This window comes from Sphingomonas sp. 10B4 (assembly GCF_035019905.1).
Classification (GTDB): domain Bacteria; phylum Pseudomonadota; class Alphaproteobacteria; order Sphingomonadales; family Sphingomonadaceae; genus Sphingomonas; species Sphingomonas glacialis.
The window spans coordinates 1-15,112 of sequence record NZ_JASJVC010000084.1; the positions used below are offsets into that span (position 1 = coordinate 1).

Annotated in this window: 15 protein-coding genes and 1 tRNA gene; 11 read left to right on the forward strand and 5 right to left on the reverse strand. The window is 65.0% G+C overall.

Annotated elements, in window-relative coordinates; translation table 11 throughout:
- Positions 1-156: 156 nt before the first annotated feature.
- From QN347_RS16865 to QN347_RS16875, 3 genes are read left to right on the forward strand one after another with little or no spacing between them, the layout of a single operon-like run.
- A complete protein-coding gene (locus tag QN347_RS16865) occupies positions 157-1,515 on the forward strand; it encodes a TldD/PmbA family protein (protein WP_322160012.1) in 1,359 nt (452 codons plus the stop codon).
- A complete protein-coding gene (locus QN347_RS16870; protein WP_322160010.1) occupies positions 1,508-2,287 on the forward strand; it encodes a 3'(2'),5'-bisphosphate nucleotidase CysQ in 780 nt (259 codons plus the stop codon). The genes QN347_RS16865 and QN347_RS16870 overlap by 8 nt, the downstream gene beginning before the upstream one ends.
- Positions 2,284-2,727, forward strand: a complete 444-nt coding sequence (locus QN347_RS16875; protein ID WP_322160008.1) for a c-type cytochrome — start codon at positions 2,284-2,286, stop codon at positions 2,725-2,727. Before QN347_RS16870 ends, QN347_RS16875 begins: the two co-directional genes overlap by 4 nt.
- A gap of 12 nt (positions 2,728-2,739) precedes the next feature.
- On the opposite strand, the gene QN347_RS16880 is transcribed toward QN347_RS16875, so the two are convergent.
- Positions 2,740-3,897: an acyl-CoA dehydrogenase family protein gene (locus tag QN347_RS16880; RefSeq protein WP_133186941.1), complete on the reverse strand. Its 1,158-nt coding sequence runs from the start codon at positions 3,895-3,897 to the stop codon at positions 2,740-2,742.
- Positions 3,898-4,058: 161 nt separating this feature from the next.
- Here QN347_RS16880 and QN347_RS16885 point away from each other — a divergent pair, with 161 nt between their 5' ends.
- Complete coding sequence (locus QN347_RS16885) at positions 4,059-5,069, forward strand: fumarylacetoacetate hydrolase family protein (protein ID WP_322160005.1); 1,011 nt, start codon at positions 4,059-4,061, stop codon at positions 5,067-5,069.
- A gap of 102 nt (positions 5,070-5,171) precedes the next feature.
- On the opposite strand, the gene QN347_RS16890 is transcribed toward QN347_RS16885, so the two are convergent.
- A complete protein-coding gene (locus QN347_RS16890; protein WP_322160003.1) occupies positions 5,172-5,966 on the reverse strand; it encodes an ABC transporter ATP-binding protein in 795 nt (264 codons plus the stop codon).
- Positions 5,960-6,967, reverse strand: a complete 1,008-nt coding sequence (locus QN347_RS16895; RefSeq protein WP_322160001.1) for an iron ABC transporter permease — start codon at positions 6,965-6,967, stop codon at positions 5,960-5,962. The genes QN347_RS16890 and QN347_RS16895 overlap by 7 nt, the downstream gene beginning before the upstream one ends.
- Positions 6,968-7,066: 99 nt before the next feature.
- On the opposite strand from QN347_RS16895, the gene QN347_RS16900 reads away from it, so the two are divergent.
- On the forward strand, positions 7,067-7,921 hold the full coding sequence (locus tag QN347_RS16900; RefSeq protein WP_322159999.1) for an ABC transporter substrate-binding protein: 855 nt from the start codon (positions 7,067-7,069) through the stop codon (positions 7,919-7,921).
- A gap of 123 nt (positions 7,922-8,044) precedes the next feature.
- Here the strand turns inward: QN347_RS16900 and cobO are convergent, their stop codons facing one another.
- The gene (gene cobO / locus QN347_RS16905) at positions 8,045-8,653 is read right to left on the reverse strand and encodes a cob(I)yrinic acid a,c-diamide adenosyltransferase (RefSeq protein WP_189675616.1); all 609 of its coding nucleotides are present in this window, start codon (positions 8,651-8,653) and stop codon (positions 8,045-8,047) included.
- 203 nt (positions 8,654-8,856) lie between these two features.
- Positions 8,857-9,459, reverse strand: a complete 603-nt coding sequence (locus QN347_RS16910) for a DUF4337 family protein (RefSeq protein WP_322159997.1) — start codon at positions 9,457-9,459, stop codon at positions 8,857-8,859.
- Positions 9,460-9,534: 75 nt separating this feature from the next.
- Between QN347_RS16910 and QN347_RS16915 the strand changes: the two genes are divergently transcribed.
- The 6 genes from QN347_RS16915 (at position 9,535) to QN347_RS16940 (ending at position 15,066) form a co-directional block, all read left to right on the forward strand.
- Positions 9,535-9,744: a hypothetical protein gene (locus QN347_RS16915; RefSeq protein WP_322159995.1), complete on the forward strand. Its 210-nt coding sequence runs from the start codon at positions 9,535-9,537 to the stop codon at positions 9,742-9,744.
- Between the two features lie 53 nt (positions 9,745-9,797).
- Positions 9,798-11,084 (forward strand): site-specific integrase, encoded by a 1,287-nt coding sequence (locus tag QN347_RS16920; protein ID WP_322159993.1) that lies wholly within the window; start codon positions 9,798-9,800, stop codon positions 11,082-11,084.
- 60 nt (positions 11,085-11,144) lie between these two features.
- Positions 11,145-11,229 (forward strand) — tRNA-Leu (locus QN347_RS16925).
- A 264-nt stretch (positions 11,230-11,493) separates the two neighbouring features.
- Positions 11,494-12,660: a Fic family protein gene (locus QN347_RS16930; RefSeq protein ID WP_322159991.1), complete on the forward strand. Its 1,167-nt coding sequence runs from the start codon at positions 11,494-11,496 to the stop codon at positions 12,658-12,660.
- A gap of 199 nt (positions 12,661-12,859) precedes the next feature.
- Positions 12,860-14,455, forward strand: coding sequence for a type I restriction-modification system subunit M (locus QN347_RS16935; RefSeq protein WP_322159989.1), 1,596 nt, complete (start codon positions 12,860-12,862; stop codon positions 14,453-14,455).
- The gene (locus QN347_RS16940) at positions 14,452-15,066 is read left to right on the forward strand and encodes a restriction endonuclease subunit S (RefSeq protein WP_322159987.1); all 615 of its coding nucleotides are present in this window, start codon (positions 14,452-14,454) and stop codon (positions 15,064-15,066) included. The genes QN347_RS16935 and QN347_RS16940 overlap by 4 nt, the downstream gene beginning before the upstream one ends.
- Positions 15,067-15,112: the final 46 nt, after the last annotated feature.

The following is a 15,112-nucleotide window of genomic DNA, read 5'->3' on the forward strand; positions in this document are numbered from 1 at the left end:
GGGGGGGGGGGGGGGGCGGGGGGGGGGCCCCGGGCCCCCCGGCGGGGGGGGGCCCCCCCCCCCCGCCCCGCCGCTGCCCCACCCCCAGCCCCTTCCATGAAGGGGAGGGGAGCAGCGAAGGTTGCACGCGTGGCCGCCCGCACCTAAGTCCGAAGCATGCTGACCCCAGACCAAGCCCGCGATCGCGCCGCCGATATCGTCACTCGTGCCAAGGCAGCGGGCGCCGATGCGGCCGATGCGGTCTATGCCGCCGATACCTCGCTCGATGTGGCCGTCCGGCTCGGTGCGCTCGAGGATGTCGGGCGATCGGAAAGCGCCGAGCTCGGCCTGCGCGTGTTCGTCGGCAAGCGCTCGGCGAGCGTCTCGACCTCGGATCTGTCGGTCGATGCGCTCGCGGCGCTGGTCGAGCGCGCGGTGGCGATGGCGCGCGAGGCGCCCGAGGACGCCTGGGCCGGGCTCGCCCCCGCCGACCGGCTGATGCACGGCGCGCCGCCGCTGCTCGACCTCGACGATCTCGCGCACGGCGGCGAGGAAGCCTCGCCGAGCGCGTTGCGCGATGCGGCGCAAGCGGCGGAGGATGCCGCGCGTGCGGTGCCGGGCGTCACCAACAGCGAAGGCGGATCGGCGAGCGCGGCGCGCTCGATCTGGGCGCTTGCCACCAGCCACGGTTTCGCCGCGGCCTATGCCACGACGGGCTATGGCCTGTCGGCGAGCGTACTCGCCGGCGAGGGCGGCGCGATGGTGCGCGATTACGCCTATAGCTCGAAGCGCCACCGCCGCGTGCTCGAGGACCCGACCGAGATCGGCACGCGCGCGGGCAACCGTGCGGTCGCGCGCGTCAATCCCGGGCGGCTCGCCAGCGGTCCGATGAGCGTGGTGTTCGACCCGCGCGTCGGGTCGAGCTTGCTCGGGCATCTGATCGGCGCGATTGCCGGCCAGGCGATCACGCGCAAGACGAGCTTCCTGCTCGATGCGCTCGGCACGCAAGTGTTTTCGAGCGGCGTCACCGTGCTCGACGATCCGCATCTGCCGCACGGGCTGCGCTCGCGGCCGTTCGATGGCGAGGGGCTGCCGGTGTCGCCGATGGCGATCATCGAGGCGGGGATGCTGGAGAATTGGCTGCTCGACAGCGCATCGGCGCGGCAATTAGGGCTCGAGCCGACGGGGCACGCCGCGCGCGGTGTCGGCGGTGCGCCGGGCGTGTCGACGAGCAACCTCCACATGGCGGCGGGCGACGTTCCGCCCGCGACGCTGATTGCGGACATCGTGAGCGGCGTGCTCGTCACCGAGCTGATCGGGATGGGCGTCAACGGCGTGACGGGCGATTATAGCCGCGGTGCGGCGGGTTTCCGGATCGAGCATGGCGTCGTCACCGGGCCGGTCGCGGAATTCACGATCGCGGGCAATTTGAAGGACATGTTCCGCGAGTTGACGCCAGCAAACGACCTCGAATTCCGTTACGGGATCAACGTCCCGACGATCCGGGTCGACGGGATGACGGTGGCGAGTGGCTGACGCGAAACTCGCCGATGCGGTGGCGGCGGTCGCGGCCGAGGCGGGCGCGCTCGCGCTGCGGCATTGGCGGACCGATTTCCATCGCTGGGAAAAGGCGCCCAACGATCCGGTCAGCCAGGTCGATCTCGACGTCAACACGCTGCTCCATGCGCGGCTCTCGGCGCTGTTGCCCGATGCGGGATGGCTGTCCGAGGAGACCGCAGACAATGCCGACCGGCTGGCCTGCGGGCGGGTGTGGGTGGTCGATCCGATCGACGGCACGCGCGACTATATCCGCGGGCGCGATGGCTGGGCGGTGTCGGTTGCCTTGGTCGAGCAGGGCCGCGTGACAATCGGCGTGCTCGATGCGCCCGCGCGCGGCGACATTTTCCGCGCGGCCTTGGGGCAGGGGGCGACACGCAACGGCGTTCCGATCCGCGTTGGTGATCGGCGCGAGTTCAGCGGGTCGCGCGTGCCGACCGACGGTTTGCCCAAGGTGGACAGCGATCTGGTCGTGGTCGCCAAGCCCAATTCGATCGCCTTGCGGATCGCGATGGTCGCGGCGGACGAGGCCGATCTCGTGGCCACCCTGCGCTGGGGCTATGAATGGGACATCGCGGCGGCGGCACTGATCGCCGCCGAAGCGGGCGCCAGCGTGACCGACGCGTTCGGCGCGCCGCTCGTCTTCAACACGCCGAGTGCGCAGGCGTTCGGCGTGCTTGCGACGACCCCCGGCATTCACGCCGCCGCGGTCGCGCGGTTGAGCGATCGCGCGCGCAGGTTGTCGGCGTGAGGCGGTCTGGCCAGGCGCTGTTGGTAGGTGCCGTCGCGCTCGTGCTGACGGCCTGTTCGTCGGGCGACGACAAGGAAGCGCGTCGGCGCGCCGCCGGGCCTTCGCCGTCGCCTGCGGCGCTATTGCGCGTCGCGAGCGCGTCGGCGGGCGAGACGGTGTTCGGCCAGTGCAGCGCGTGCCATTCGATCGGCCGCGACGCCGCCGACCGGAGCGGGCCGAACCTGTTCGGCGTGATGGGCGCCGAAGTCGCCAATCGCCGGCCGCGTTTTCCCTATACCGGCGCGCTGCAGGCGTTCGGCGGGCGCTGGACGCCCGAGCGGATGGATGCCTGGCTTACCAACCCCAAGCGGCTGGTGCCCGGCACCGCGATGGGGTTTGCCGGGCTGGCCGATCCGCTCGATCGCGCCGACGTGATCGCCTATCTGCAGACGCAGCACTGATGGTGGCGCCCGTTACAGCGAGCGCCCGATCAACTCCTTCATGATCTCGTTGGTGCCGCCGAAGATTCGCGTGACGCGCGCCGCGCGCCACGCCCGCGCGATCGGATATTCGTTCATATAGCCCGCGCCGCCGTGGAGCTGGAGGCAGGCGTCCATCACTTCCCATTGCAGATCGGTGTGCCAAAGCTTGGCCGCAGCGCCTTCCTCGTTGGTCAGTTCACCCTTCAAATGCCGCGCGATCGCCCAGTCGAGATGCGCCCAGCCGACCTGCAGCTTGGCCTTGAGATCAGCGAGCACGAAGCGCGTGTTCTGGAAATCGAACACCATCCCGGCAAAGGCTTTGCGCGTCTTGGTGAATTCGACCGTCTCGTCGAACGCCTTTTGCGCAGACGCCTGGACCGACACCGCGATCGACAGGCGTTCCTGCGGCAGCTGGCTCATCAGATAGATGAAGCCCTTGCCCTCTTCGCCGAGGCAATTGGTCATCGGCACGCGGACGTCTTCGAAGAACAGCTCCGAGGTGTCGGCGGCTTCCTGCCCGATCTTGTCGAGCTTGCGGCCCTTGCTGAAGCCTGCCCGGTCGCTTTCGACGAGGATGATCGACATGCCCTTCCAGGCGGGTTTGGCGTCGGGATCGGTCTTGGCGACGACGAGCGTCAAATCGGTGTTCTGGCCGTTGGTGATGTACGTCTTCGAGCCGTTGATGACGTAGTGGTTGCCATCCTTCTTGGCGGTGGTGCGGATCGCCTGGAGGTCGGAGCCGGTACCCGGCTCGGTCATCGCGATCGCGGTGATCACGTCGCCCGACACCATCTTGGGGAGCCACTGCGCCTTCTGCTCTTCGGAGCCATAGGTCTCGATATAGCCGGCGACGATGTCCGACTGGAGCGAGAAGCCCGCGGGGACGCCGTTATACGCCATCTCCTCGTCGACGATCGCATTGTAGCCGAAATCGAGCCCGAGCCCGCCATAGGCCTCGGGTGCGGTCGGGCAGAGCATGCCGATCTCGCCCGCCTTGCGCCAGAAATCCTTGGGGACGAGCCGGTCCTCCTCCCACTGCGTGACGTGCGGCACACCTTCCTTCTGGAGGAATTGGCGGACGGTCTGGCGGAAGGCCTCATGATCCTCGGTATAGGCAAAGCGGCCGGCGACGGTGTCGAGCGAGGACATTTCGGACTCTCCTAGGTTTCACGTTGCAACGCGTTTTTTGACGGTGTGCGGTGTCTTTACGCGAGCGTCAATCCCTCGCGTCATCCGCACGAAAGCGGGATTCCCGCTTTCGCGGGAATGACGAAGGGGGCTATGGTTGGCGAAATTGTAGGAGAGCGCATGTGAAACTGGCCAGCCTCAAATCCGGGCGTGACGGCAAGCTCGTCGTCGTATCGAACGATCTCGCCTGGTACGCCGATGCCGGCCACATCGCGCCGACGCTGCAGGCGGCGCTCGACGATTGGGACCGCGTGCTGCCCGATCTGCAGAACCTCGCGATCGATCTCGAGCATGAGACGATCCCGATGCAGCGCTTCCACGAACACAAGGCGGCAGCGCCCTTGCCGCGCGCGTATCAGTGGGCCGATGGCTCGGCCTATGTGAACCATGTCGCGCTGGTGCGGCAGGCGCGCGGGGCGGAGATGCCCGAGACCTTCTGGCACGATCCGCTGATGTACCAGGGCGGGTCGGACGGGTTCCTGGGGCCGCGCGACGCGATCCCGCTCGCCGACGAAAGCTGGGGCTGCGATTTCGAGGGCGAAGTCGTCGTCGTGACGGGCGACGTGGCGCTCGGCGCGAGCCGCGAGGACGCGCTGGCGGCGGTGCGGCTGGTCGGGTTGACCAACGACGTGTCGCTTCGCAACCTGATCCCGGGTGAACTGGCGAAGGGTTTCGGCTTCTTCCAGTCGAAGCCCGCGAGCGCCTTCTCGCCGGTGTTCGTCACGCTCGATTCGCTTGGCGACTGGTGGCAGGAGGGCAAGCTCCACCGCACGCTGATGGTCGATCTCAACGGGCAGCCGTTCGGGCGCGTCGCGGCAGGGGCGGACATGACCTTCGATTTCGGCACGCTGATCGCACACGCCGCGAAGACGCGCGCGCTGGGGGCGGGGACGATCGTCGGGTCGGGCACCGTGTCGAACCGAGACGCCGATGGCGGGCCGGGCAAAGCGATCAGCGCGGGCGGGGTCGGCTATGCGTGTCTGGCCGAGCTGCGCACGGTCGAAACGATCGTTGGCGGCGCGCCGAGCACGGGGTTCCTCAAGGCCGGCGACACGGTGCGGATCTGGGCCGAGGACGACAAGCATCATCCGATCTTCGGGGTGATCGAGCAGACGGTCGGCGGCGCAGCGTAAAGCGCAAGGTGTCTGCCCCCCTCCGTGCGCGTCGGCGAGGGGGGCTTCGACGGGCTCAGCCCGAACGGGCAGGGGCGGCGTCCTGGCAAAGGCTGCGCGAGATCAGTGCGCGCGGGTCGGCGTTTCGATCCGCTCATACGGGAGCAGCAGCGGTTGCTCCCCGGTCGTCCCCCGCCATGCCGTAATGCCGTAGACGCTCGCGAGCGCTGCGTCGGTCAGCACGGCATCGGGCGTTCCGTCGGCGACGAGCCGCCCACGGTCCAGCAGCAGCAAGCGATCGCAGAAACGCGCCGCGATCGACAGATCGTGCAGCACCACGACGATCAGCGCGCCACCGCGGGCCTGAGCGCGGAGCAGCGCCATCACGTCGAGCTGATGCCCCGGATCGAGCGCAGTAAGCGGCTCGTCGGCGATCAGCGCCGGTGCTCCCGTCGCAAGCGCGCGCGCGAGCATGACGCGCGCGCGCTCGCCGCCCGACAGATCGGTCGCGGTGCGATCGGCGAGATGCGCGGTCCCGGTATCGCGCAAAGCGGCGTCGATCGCGGCCTGATCGAGCAGATTAATCCGCGAGAACGGCCCGAGATGCGGCAACCGCCCGAGTCCGACGAGCCGCGCGACGCTGAGCGGCCAGTGCAGCGCATAGGCTTGCGGCAGATAGGCGATGTGGCGCGCGATCGCGGCGCTGCCGAGCGTCGCCACGTCGGTGCCGTCGATCGTCACGCGCCCCGCCGCGGGCGGCAGCAGCCCGAGCAGCGCGCGTGCCAGCGTCGATTTGCCCGCGCCGTTGGGGCCGATCACGCCGATCAGCGCGCCGTGCTCGAGCGTTACGTCGACCGCGTCGAGCACGCGACGTCCGCCGAGCTCGACCGACAGCGCCTGGGTCGCGATCGTCACCACAAGCGGCGCTCCCGCAGCAAATAATGGAGGAACACCGGCACGCCGAGGAACGCGGTCAGCACGCCGAGCTTGAGCGGCGCCGACGTCGGAACGAGTCGCGTGCCGAGATCGGCGAGCGTCAGCAGCGCCGCGCCGGCGAGCGCCGAGGGGATGAGGATCGCCGACGGGCTGCGATCGGTACGCGGGCGGACGAGGTGCGGGACGATCAGCCCGACGAAGCCGATGCTCCCCGCGACCGCCACGACGCCGCCGATCCCGATCGCGATACCGAGCATCAGCCGCAGCCGGACACGCGCGAGATCGACCCCGAGCGTGCGCGCCGCATCCTCGCCGAGCGACAGCGCGTCGAGCGCGCGACCGTCCCATAAGAGCAACGTCATGCCGATCACGACGCACGGCAGCGCGATCCAGACATCGCCGAAGCTGCGATCCTCGAGACTGCCGAGCAGCCAGGTGGTGATCTCCATCGCCGCGAACGGGTTGGGCGCGAGGTTGAGCGCGAGGTTGATCCCCGCGCCCGACACCGTCGCGACCGCGACCCCTGCGAGGATCAAGCTCAGCGTGCTTTCGCCACGCCGCGACAGCCACATCAGCGGGAGCAGCGACAGCAAGGCGCCGGTGATCGCCAGCAGCGGCAGCACGAACGGATGCGCGGTCGCCAATTGCCAGTAGATCGCGATCACCGCGCCGAGTGCCGCGACACCCGACACGCCGAGCACCCCCGGATCGGCGAGCGGATTGCGCAGATAGCCCTGCATCGACGCGCCCCCCATGCCGAGCATCGCGCCGACCAGCAGCCCGAGCAAGGCGCGAGGCAAGCGGAGCTGGAACAGGATCGCGCGGACGATCGGATCGCCGTGGCCGGTCAGCGCGGCCCACAGCGCGGCGAGCGACAGCTGCGCCGGCCCGACGAGCAGCGATGCGATCTCCGCGACGATCGCGAGCGCCAGCAGCAGCGGAAGAAGCCACACGGCATTGCGCGCGGGCAGAAGGTTCGGCACGGCAGACCTCGCTCAGGATCGGTCGGGCCCGTCGCGCATGGTCGGGGCGCCTCGTCCCAGCCGTAGCCGGGCGGCGAGCGAAAGCGAAGGAAATCGAACGTGCGGAGCTGTCGGATCGTGCTGGCGCTGACGAGCCTCGTGCTGCTGGGCGCGGCGCGTCCCGCACCGGTGCCGCGGCGGATCGTCTCGCTCAATCTGTGCGCCGACCAATTGCTCGTCGGGTTGGCGGATCGGGGCCAGATCGTCGCGCTGACCGAATGGGCGCGCGATCCCGAGCTTTCGGCAATCGCCCGGCAAGCGCGCGACCTGCCGTTTACGCATCGCAGCGCCGAGGAAGTGATGGCGCTGCGGCCCGATCTGGTGATCGGTGCGCCGTTCCAGACGCGCGCGGTGCTCGCGCCGCTCAAGGCGCACGGGCTGACGCTGCTCGAGCTGCCGCGCGGCGAGGGGGTGGCGGCGATCGAGGCGTCGATCACCACGCTTGCGGCGGCGGTCGGCCATCCCGAGCGCGGCACGCGGATGATCGCGCAGATGCGGCGCGCGCTCGCGGCGGTCGGGCCGCCGCCGGGGCGCGGGCGCGTCGCGGCCTATTATCAGCGGCAGGGGTATCTGACGGGGACGGGGACGCTCGTCGACGAGATGTTCGCGCGGGTCGGGCTGGTCAATCTGGCGGGGCGGCTCGGGCGGCCGGCGCTGTCGCAGCTGTCGCTCGAGGAGATGGCGCTCGCGCGGCCCGATTTCCTGATCCTCGAGACAGGGACGCGCGCGGTTGCCGATCGCGGGACCGCGGCGTTGCATCATCCCTTGCTCGATACCGCGGTGCCGGCGGCACGGCATCTGTATATCGAACAGGCGCAAACCGTGTGCGGCAGCCCGGCGTTTGCCGATGCGGTCGCTTCGCTCGCGGCGCAGGTACGGGCGGTGGACCGGGCGGCGGCGGCGCGGCGGCGCTGACGCTGCGCCGCGCTTTGTCACCCCGGGCTGGTCCCGGGGTCCACCGGGAGGCCAAGCCTGTTCCCGCAGCTATCGCGGCACGGTGGGCCCCGGCACAGGGCCGGGGTGACGTGGGGGGAGCTCCTAGAACTCGATTCCCTTTTGCGCCTTCACGCCCTGCTCGCGGAAGGGGTGCTTCACCAGCGTCATCTCGGTGACGAGATCGGCCATGTCGATCAGCGCTTGCGGCGCGTTGCGGCCGGTGACGACGACGTGCGTGTCGGCGGGCTTCGCCGCGAGCACTTCGAGCACTTCCTCGACCGGCAGATAGTCGTAGCGCAGGATGATGTTGAGCTCGTCCGCCACCACCATCGCATAGGACGGGTCGGCGATCATCCGCTTGACCTCGTCCCAGCCTTCGCGCGCGACCGCGATGTCGCGCGCGCGGTCCTGCGTGTCCCAGGTGAAGCCTTCGCCCATCGGCTTGAATTCGATCAGATCGGGGAAGCGGTCGAACACCGATTTCTCGCCCGTCTCCCACGCGCCCTTGACGAACTGGATGACGCCGACCTTCATCCCGTGGCCGATCGCACGGACCACCATGCCAAGTGCCGCCGAGGTCTTGCCCTTGCCGTTGCCGGTGTGGACGATCAGCAAGCCCTTTTCCTGCGTCTTGCTTTCGACGAGCTTGTCGCGCGCGACCTTGATCCGCGCCATCTTGGCATTGTGCTCTGCGTCGGTCCGTTCGGCCATCAGGGTGCTCCGCTGGGTGAGATGCGGGTCGGGTACCGCATCGCGGCGCGCGACGCCAAAGCCAAAGCGCGCGCCCTTGCGTTCACCAGCTGCCGCGATCGTCGTCGTCATCGCTGTAATCGTTGATCACGACATTTTCCTCGCCGCCGCCGCCGCCGCCAAAGCCTTCCGGGCGCTTCGTGATGCGGATTTCATCCGGGCGGCTAGGCGACCCAGGGCAAGGTGACACCGAATGCGGTGACGATCGCCGTCGCCACGCCGATCGCCGCGAGGCAGGCCGCCCCGAACACGATCGGGCGCGAGCGCGCGATCAGCGCGATCGACAGCAGGACGATCGCGAGCTGGAGTGCGGTCTCGCCGAGTTCATAGCCTTCGCCGGCGCGCGCGGCATGCGCGCCTTCCGCGCGCAAGGCATCGCCCTTGGCCTGGAGTTGGCCGATGCCGTGGCCCGCTGCGTCGGGCGCCCGAAGGCGAGCGGCCTCGGCGGCCCAGTCGCGCCGATCGGCGGGAGCGCCACCGCCGCCGTGCGCGGCGGTCTTGAGCACCGTCTCGCGGACAATCTTGGCTTGCATATAGGCGAAGGTGTCGGACGCCTCGATGCCCTTCAACAGGCTTTCGCGCGCGCTGCCCGCCGCGGCCATGTGGATCACCGCCAAGCTTACCGCGAAACCGCCGACCATCAGCGACACGCGGTCGCGAAAGCTGCGCTCGGCGGCGCGCTCGACCCGCTCGCCCGCATCGCGTTCGGCCTCGGCGCGCTCGATGGCGTCGTCGATCAGTTCTTTTGCGTCGACAGCTTCGACCATGAGACGGTTCCGGGTGAGAGCGAAGCCGTGCATTCTACGAGCAATGCGCCGCGCGACCCGCGTGAATTCGCTGTCATGATCGAGCGCGCCGACATTCTGCAACAATCGCGCTGGAAATCGCCGGACGCGTCGCTTATAGGCCTGCGCTTCGCCGAACGGGTGCGGGTGCACCGCCTCGATCGGCCAAGCGGGCGTGGTGAAATTGGTAGACGCGCGGGACTCAAAATGGCGTTTAGCCTTATAAACCGTCCAAAAAACATGGAAAAATCAACAATTTATCGTTAGGCGATCGACCTAAAAACCCTTACACATGTCTTACACAGTTTGGGGTGTTCGATATGCCAATTGAGACCCATGTTTTGATGGATGGAGCGCTTCACGTCTATCGACGTGAGAACAGCCGCTACTGGCAATGCTCGACTTACCTTGGCAGTCTGAATCATAGACAGACAACCAAAGAGGTCAATCTTGCGGCCGCCAAGGACTTCGCCCGCGACTGGTATATGGAGCGGTGCGTCGAGGATCGCCAACGCCGACGCGGTGGCGCTCCCTTGCTGGACAACCCTGTCCAGCTCCTTGTCGCCGGTCCCGGCGCGTCGACCGATGGTCGGCGTCGGCGAACGCCCACTGGACCTACCTTCGGCGATGCCGCCAATGCGTTTACCAGCGAGTTCGAGGTCATCACGCTTGGTGAGCGCAATGCCGAATATGTGAAACAGAAGTCGGATCACGTCCGCGTTCACCTCCTGCCGTTCTTCGGTAAGTTTGCTCTTGGCGACATCAACGCGGGAACGGTTCAGGAATATCGTGTTCATCGGCAGACGTCGCGGCTCGACCCCAAAACTGGCAAGCCGAAGAAGCCCGCCCGTGCGACGTTGCACGGCGAGGTGGTAACGCTGCGCCAAGTGCTGAAGACAGCCAATCGCAAGGGCTGGATCGACGCGCTTCCCGACATGTCGGCACCCTACAAGACGTCGGGCAAGGTTGAACACCGCGCGTGGTTCTCGCCGGAGGAATACAAGATACTCTATGAGGCGACGCGCGAGCGGGCGAAGAACCCACCGAAGGAGCGCTGGCGCGAGGTCTGCGAAACCTTCCACGATTATGTGCTCTTTATGGGCAACACCGGGTTACGACCCGACGAGTCTGCTCGTCTTCAGATGCGCGACGTCAAAATCGTGCAGGATGAATCGACTGGCGAGCGCATCCTGGAGATCGAGGTACGCGGCAAGCGCGGGGTTGGATTCTGCAAGTCGATGCCGGGGGCGATCCTGCCGTTCGAGCGGGTCCGAAAGCGCAAGCAGCTAAAGCCGACCGATGTCATATTTGGGAAGACACCGCGCGAGCTGATGAACACCGTGCTCGACGAGCTCAATCTGAAATTCGATCGCGATGACCATATCCGAACCTGCTACAGCCTCCGGCACACTTATATCTGCCTGCGCTTGCTCGAAGGCGCAGACATTTACCAGGTCGCCAAAAACTGCCGCACAAGCGTCGAGATGATCGAGAAATTTTACGGACGACATCTGAAGAACAACATCGACGCGTCGGCGGTCAATGTTCGCAAAGCCAAGCCGAAACCGATCGCCGCTCGCAGAAAGGTCACGAAGCCCGCGACGTGACGCGCGGTGCTCGCCTTTGGCGTTGCGCCAAAACTTGGCTGCGCTATAGGCAACCGCGTCGCGGGCGTGGTGGAACTGGTAGACGCGCTGGATTCAAAATCCAGTTCCGAGAGGAGTGTGGGTTCGACTCCCACCGCCCGCACCATCCAATTTTGCAGGTTCCAGCCCACCGCACGTGGGCTGGAACCTGCATCAGCGGAGCGCTTTGGGCTGGACGGCCCGCGTTCCGCTGCGCGAAATGACAACCGAAGGATGTTGTCATGCTGGCACTTGGCAGACCATCCGGGATGCAGCCATCGCCACAAATCGACGTCGCGAAGCGTCAATCCGCCTCACCTGATTGATTGGCTATCGCTTTATCAATCATAATTGGCCTATATCATGATCGATAGAAGGCGTCCTATCGATCATGCGCTGGAATTGGCAGCTTCCCGACTGGCCTGAATTCCGCTTCGATGCGGATGGCATCCGCGCGTCCGAAGAGCAATTCCTGAAAGGATCCGGCGTCGTCATTGGCGCGCTACACCACCTCGACTCCGATGAGCGCGATGGCCTGACCATCGAGCTCATCTCGCAGGAGGTTGTCGATAGTTCTGCCATTGAAGGCGAGATCCTCGACCGCGCCAGCGTCCAGTCGTCACTCGCGCGGCATCTGGGCTTTGCTGCCGACCAACGCCGCGCAAGCGCGGCGGAGGCCGGGGCCGCCGAACTTATGGCCGATGTTTATCGCAACCATGCTGCGCCGCTTGACGACGGAACTCTGTTCGCGTGGCACGCTATGCTGATGAACGGGCGCCGCGACATTGCCGATGTCGGGCGTTACCGGACTCACGAAGACGCTATGCAGATAGTCTCAGGCGCGCTTCACGCACCGCGTGTGCATTTCGAGGCGCCGCCGTCTGATGCCGTCCCGATGGAAATGGCTCGGTTCATCGCGTGGTTCAACGACAGCGCGCCGTCGTCACCAAACCCGCTTCCCGCGATCACCCGTGCCGCAATCTCGCACCTGTGGTTCGAGAGCATCCATCCCTTTGAAGATGGCAATGGCCGGATCGGAAGGGCGATTGCTGAAAAGGCATTGGCCCAAAATCTCGCTGCCCCGACGTTGACGGCACTCGCAGAAACGATCCATCGCCACCGCAAAGCCTATTACGCGGCGCTCCAGCTTGGCAGTCGGAGCAATGACATCGATGCCTGGCTCAGATGGTTTGCCGATATTGTCATCGAGGCGCAGGCACGGACGATTACCCGCATCCGCTTCCTGGTCGACAAAACGCGGCTGCTCGATCGCTTGCGCGGCGAGATCAACGAGCGACAAGAAAAGGCGCTGCTTCGCATCTTTCGTAAAGGGCCGGATGGTTTTTCGGGCGGGTTGAGTGCCGAAAATTATCGGACGATCACGGATGCCAGTCTCGCCACCACGACGCGCGATTTGAACGACTTGGTTGAAAAGGGGGCGCTAATCCGCACTGGAGAGCGTCGATATGCGCGCTACTTTCTTAGAAGGAGCAAGGACGAAAGAAATTGCGTCGGCGCACGATCGGAACCCGGTGACATTCGCCATGTCGTCCGCTAGCCGTGAGCACTCTCCCGGTGCTGTTTTGGGTCGCGCGGAACCTCCTGCGATATGACAGCCGAACGCCTGCCATGTTGCCTCCCAGGTTCCCAACGGGATCCGGCCATCGCCGCAAACCCAAAAATTCCATAAAGAACGTGCAACCCTGCACCCCTCTCGCTAGGGGAATGAGAGCTAAAAATGGGGATAAAATCGGCCAATGACCGAGGAGCAAAAGCGGCAATTGCGTGATGCGTTGTGGAAGATTGCAAACGACTTGCGCGGGAAAATGGATGCCGATGAGTTCCGCGATTACATTCTGGGCTTTATCTTCTTCCGCTATCTGTCGGAACGGATGCAGATATACGCCGATGCCGTTCTGGCAGCGGATGAGATCAACTATGCCGACCTTCGCGAGGGCACCGACGAGGGCGAGGAAATTCTGGACGCCATTCGCGCCGAGGCGGTGGATGAGCTGGGTTATTTCCTGCGCCCTTCTGAACTGTTTGAAGCCATCGCCGCCAAAGGCGCCCTCAAGGGCAACAACTTCATCCTTGATGACCTGAGCCGCATCCTCACCAACGTCCAGAAATCGACGATGGGCACGGAGAGTGAGGAAGATTTCGACCATCTGTTCGAAGACATGGACCTTGGCTCAACCAAGCTGGGCCGCACCGTCGCCGACCGGAACGATCTTGTTGCGAAGATCATGGGCCGGTTGAGCGCTGCCCAGGTCGATTTCCAACTCAACAATGTTGAGAGCGATGTGCTGGGCGATGCCTATGAATATCTGATTGGCCAGTTCGCGAGCGGCGCGGGCAAGAAGGCCGGGGAATTTTACACGCCGCAGCAGGTTTCGACCATCCTCGCCCGCATCGTCACCAGCAATGGGGCAGGCGCGAAAACCCGGCTCGATAGTGTTTATGATCCGACGTGCGGGTCCGGTTCACTGTTGCTGCGCGTCGCGCGCGAGGTTGGCATTCGCAACATCGCCAAGGGTTTTGTCGGGCAAGAGTTGAACCGCACGACATACAACCTCGCGCGGATGAACATGATCCTGCACGGGGTGCATTACCGGCAGTTCGATTTGAAGCAGGAGGATACACTTGTCCGCCCGCAGCACGAGGGGATGCAGTTTGAGGCGGTTGTCGCCAACCCGCCTTTTTCGGCAGACTGGAGTGCGGACCCGGCGTTCACCACCGACGACCGATTCAGCACTTTCGGCAAATTGCCGCCCGCGTCAAAAGCCGATTATGCCTTTGTGCTGCACATGCTTCACCATCTGGCGGACAATGGCACGATGGCGGTCATCCTGCCGCACGGCGCATTGTTCCGCGGCGGTAGCGAGGGGGCAATCCGCAAAATCCTGATCGCAGAACGCAACTGGCTGGACGCGGTTATCGGCCTGCCTGCTAATATCTTTTACGGCACTAGCATTCCCACCTGCATCATGGTGTTCAAGAAATGCCGCGAGAACCCCGAGGACATTCTGTTCATCGATGCCAGCGGCCCCGACAATTTTGAAAAGTCGAAAAACCAGAACAGTCTTCGAGACGAAGACGTCGAAAAGATCATTTCGACATACCGAAACCGGGCGGTTGAGGAGCGTTACAGCCACATCGCCAAGATGGAAGAGATCGAGGAGAACGACTGGAATCTCAACATTCCTCGATATGTCGATACGTTTGAAGAAGAAGCGCGCGTTGACCTTGATGAGGTGTTGGTGGAGCTAAGCAAGATTGACGAAGGGATGGCTGAAATAGACCAACGAATTGCTAATTTCTGCGGTAGGCTGGGATTGAAGGCTCCCGTATGATCGGTAATACGTCAGCGCAGCCACCATTGCGATTTCCTGAGTTTTCGGGAGACTGGATCAAGTCTGAAATTGATTGGTTTCTCGAAAAATCGAGCAAGCCTGTGAGCGTCAAGCTAGGGCAAACGTATCAGGAAATTGGCGTCCGCTCCCACGGTAAGGGCATTTTCCACAAGATTGCCGATATTGGCGAGACACTTGGCGATAAGCGTGTGTTTTGGGTAGTTCCCAACGCGCTCGTGCTCAACATCGTGTTTGCTTGGGAGCAGGCCGTAGCACTAACCACCGATCGCGAAGCGGGCTTCATTGCATCACATCGTTTTCCGATGTTCGTCCCGCGTGAAAATCGAGCGGATACGCGCTTTGCACGTGACTTCTTCCTTCGTCCACGCGGGAAATGGCTGCTTGAATTGGCTTCGCCGGGTGGAGCAGGGCGCAACAAGACTTTGGGCCAATCCAACTTTGCCGAGCTGCCGGTGGTTTGGCCGTCGCAGCCAGAGCAAAAGGAAATCGCCGACTTCCTTGCCGCGGTGGATGAGCGGATCAACCTGTTGCAGCGGCGGCGGGATGCGTTGGCGCGGTATAAGAGTCTGATTCATAATTATTCGGGGTGATATCATAGTCTTGCGATGCGGCGTGCAAAGAGCTGGATCGAGGCGA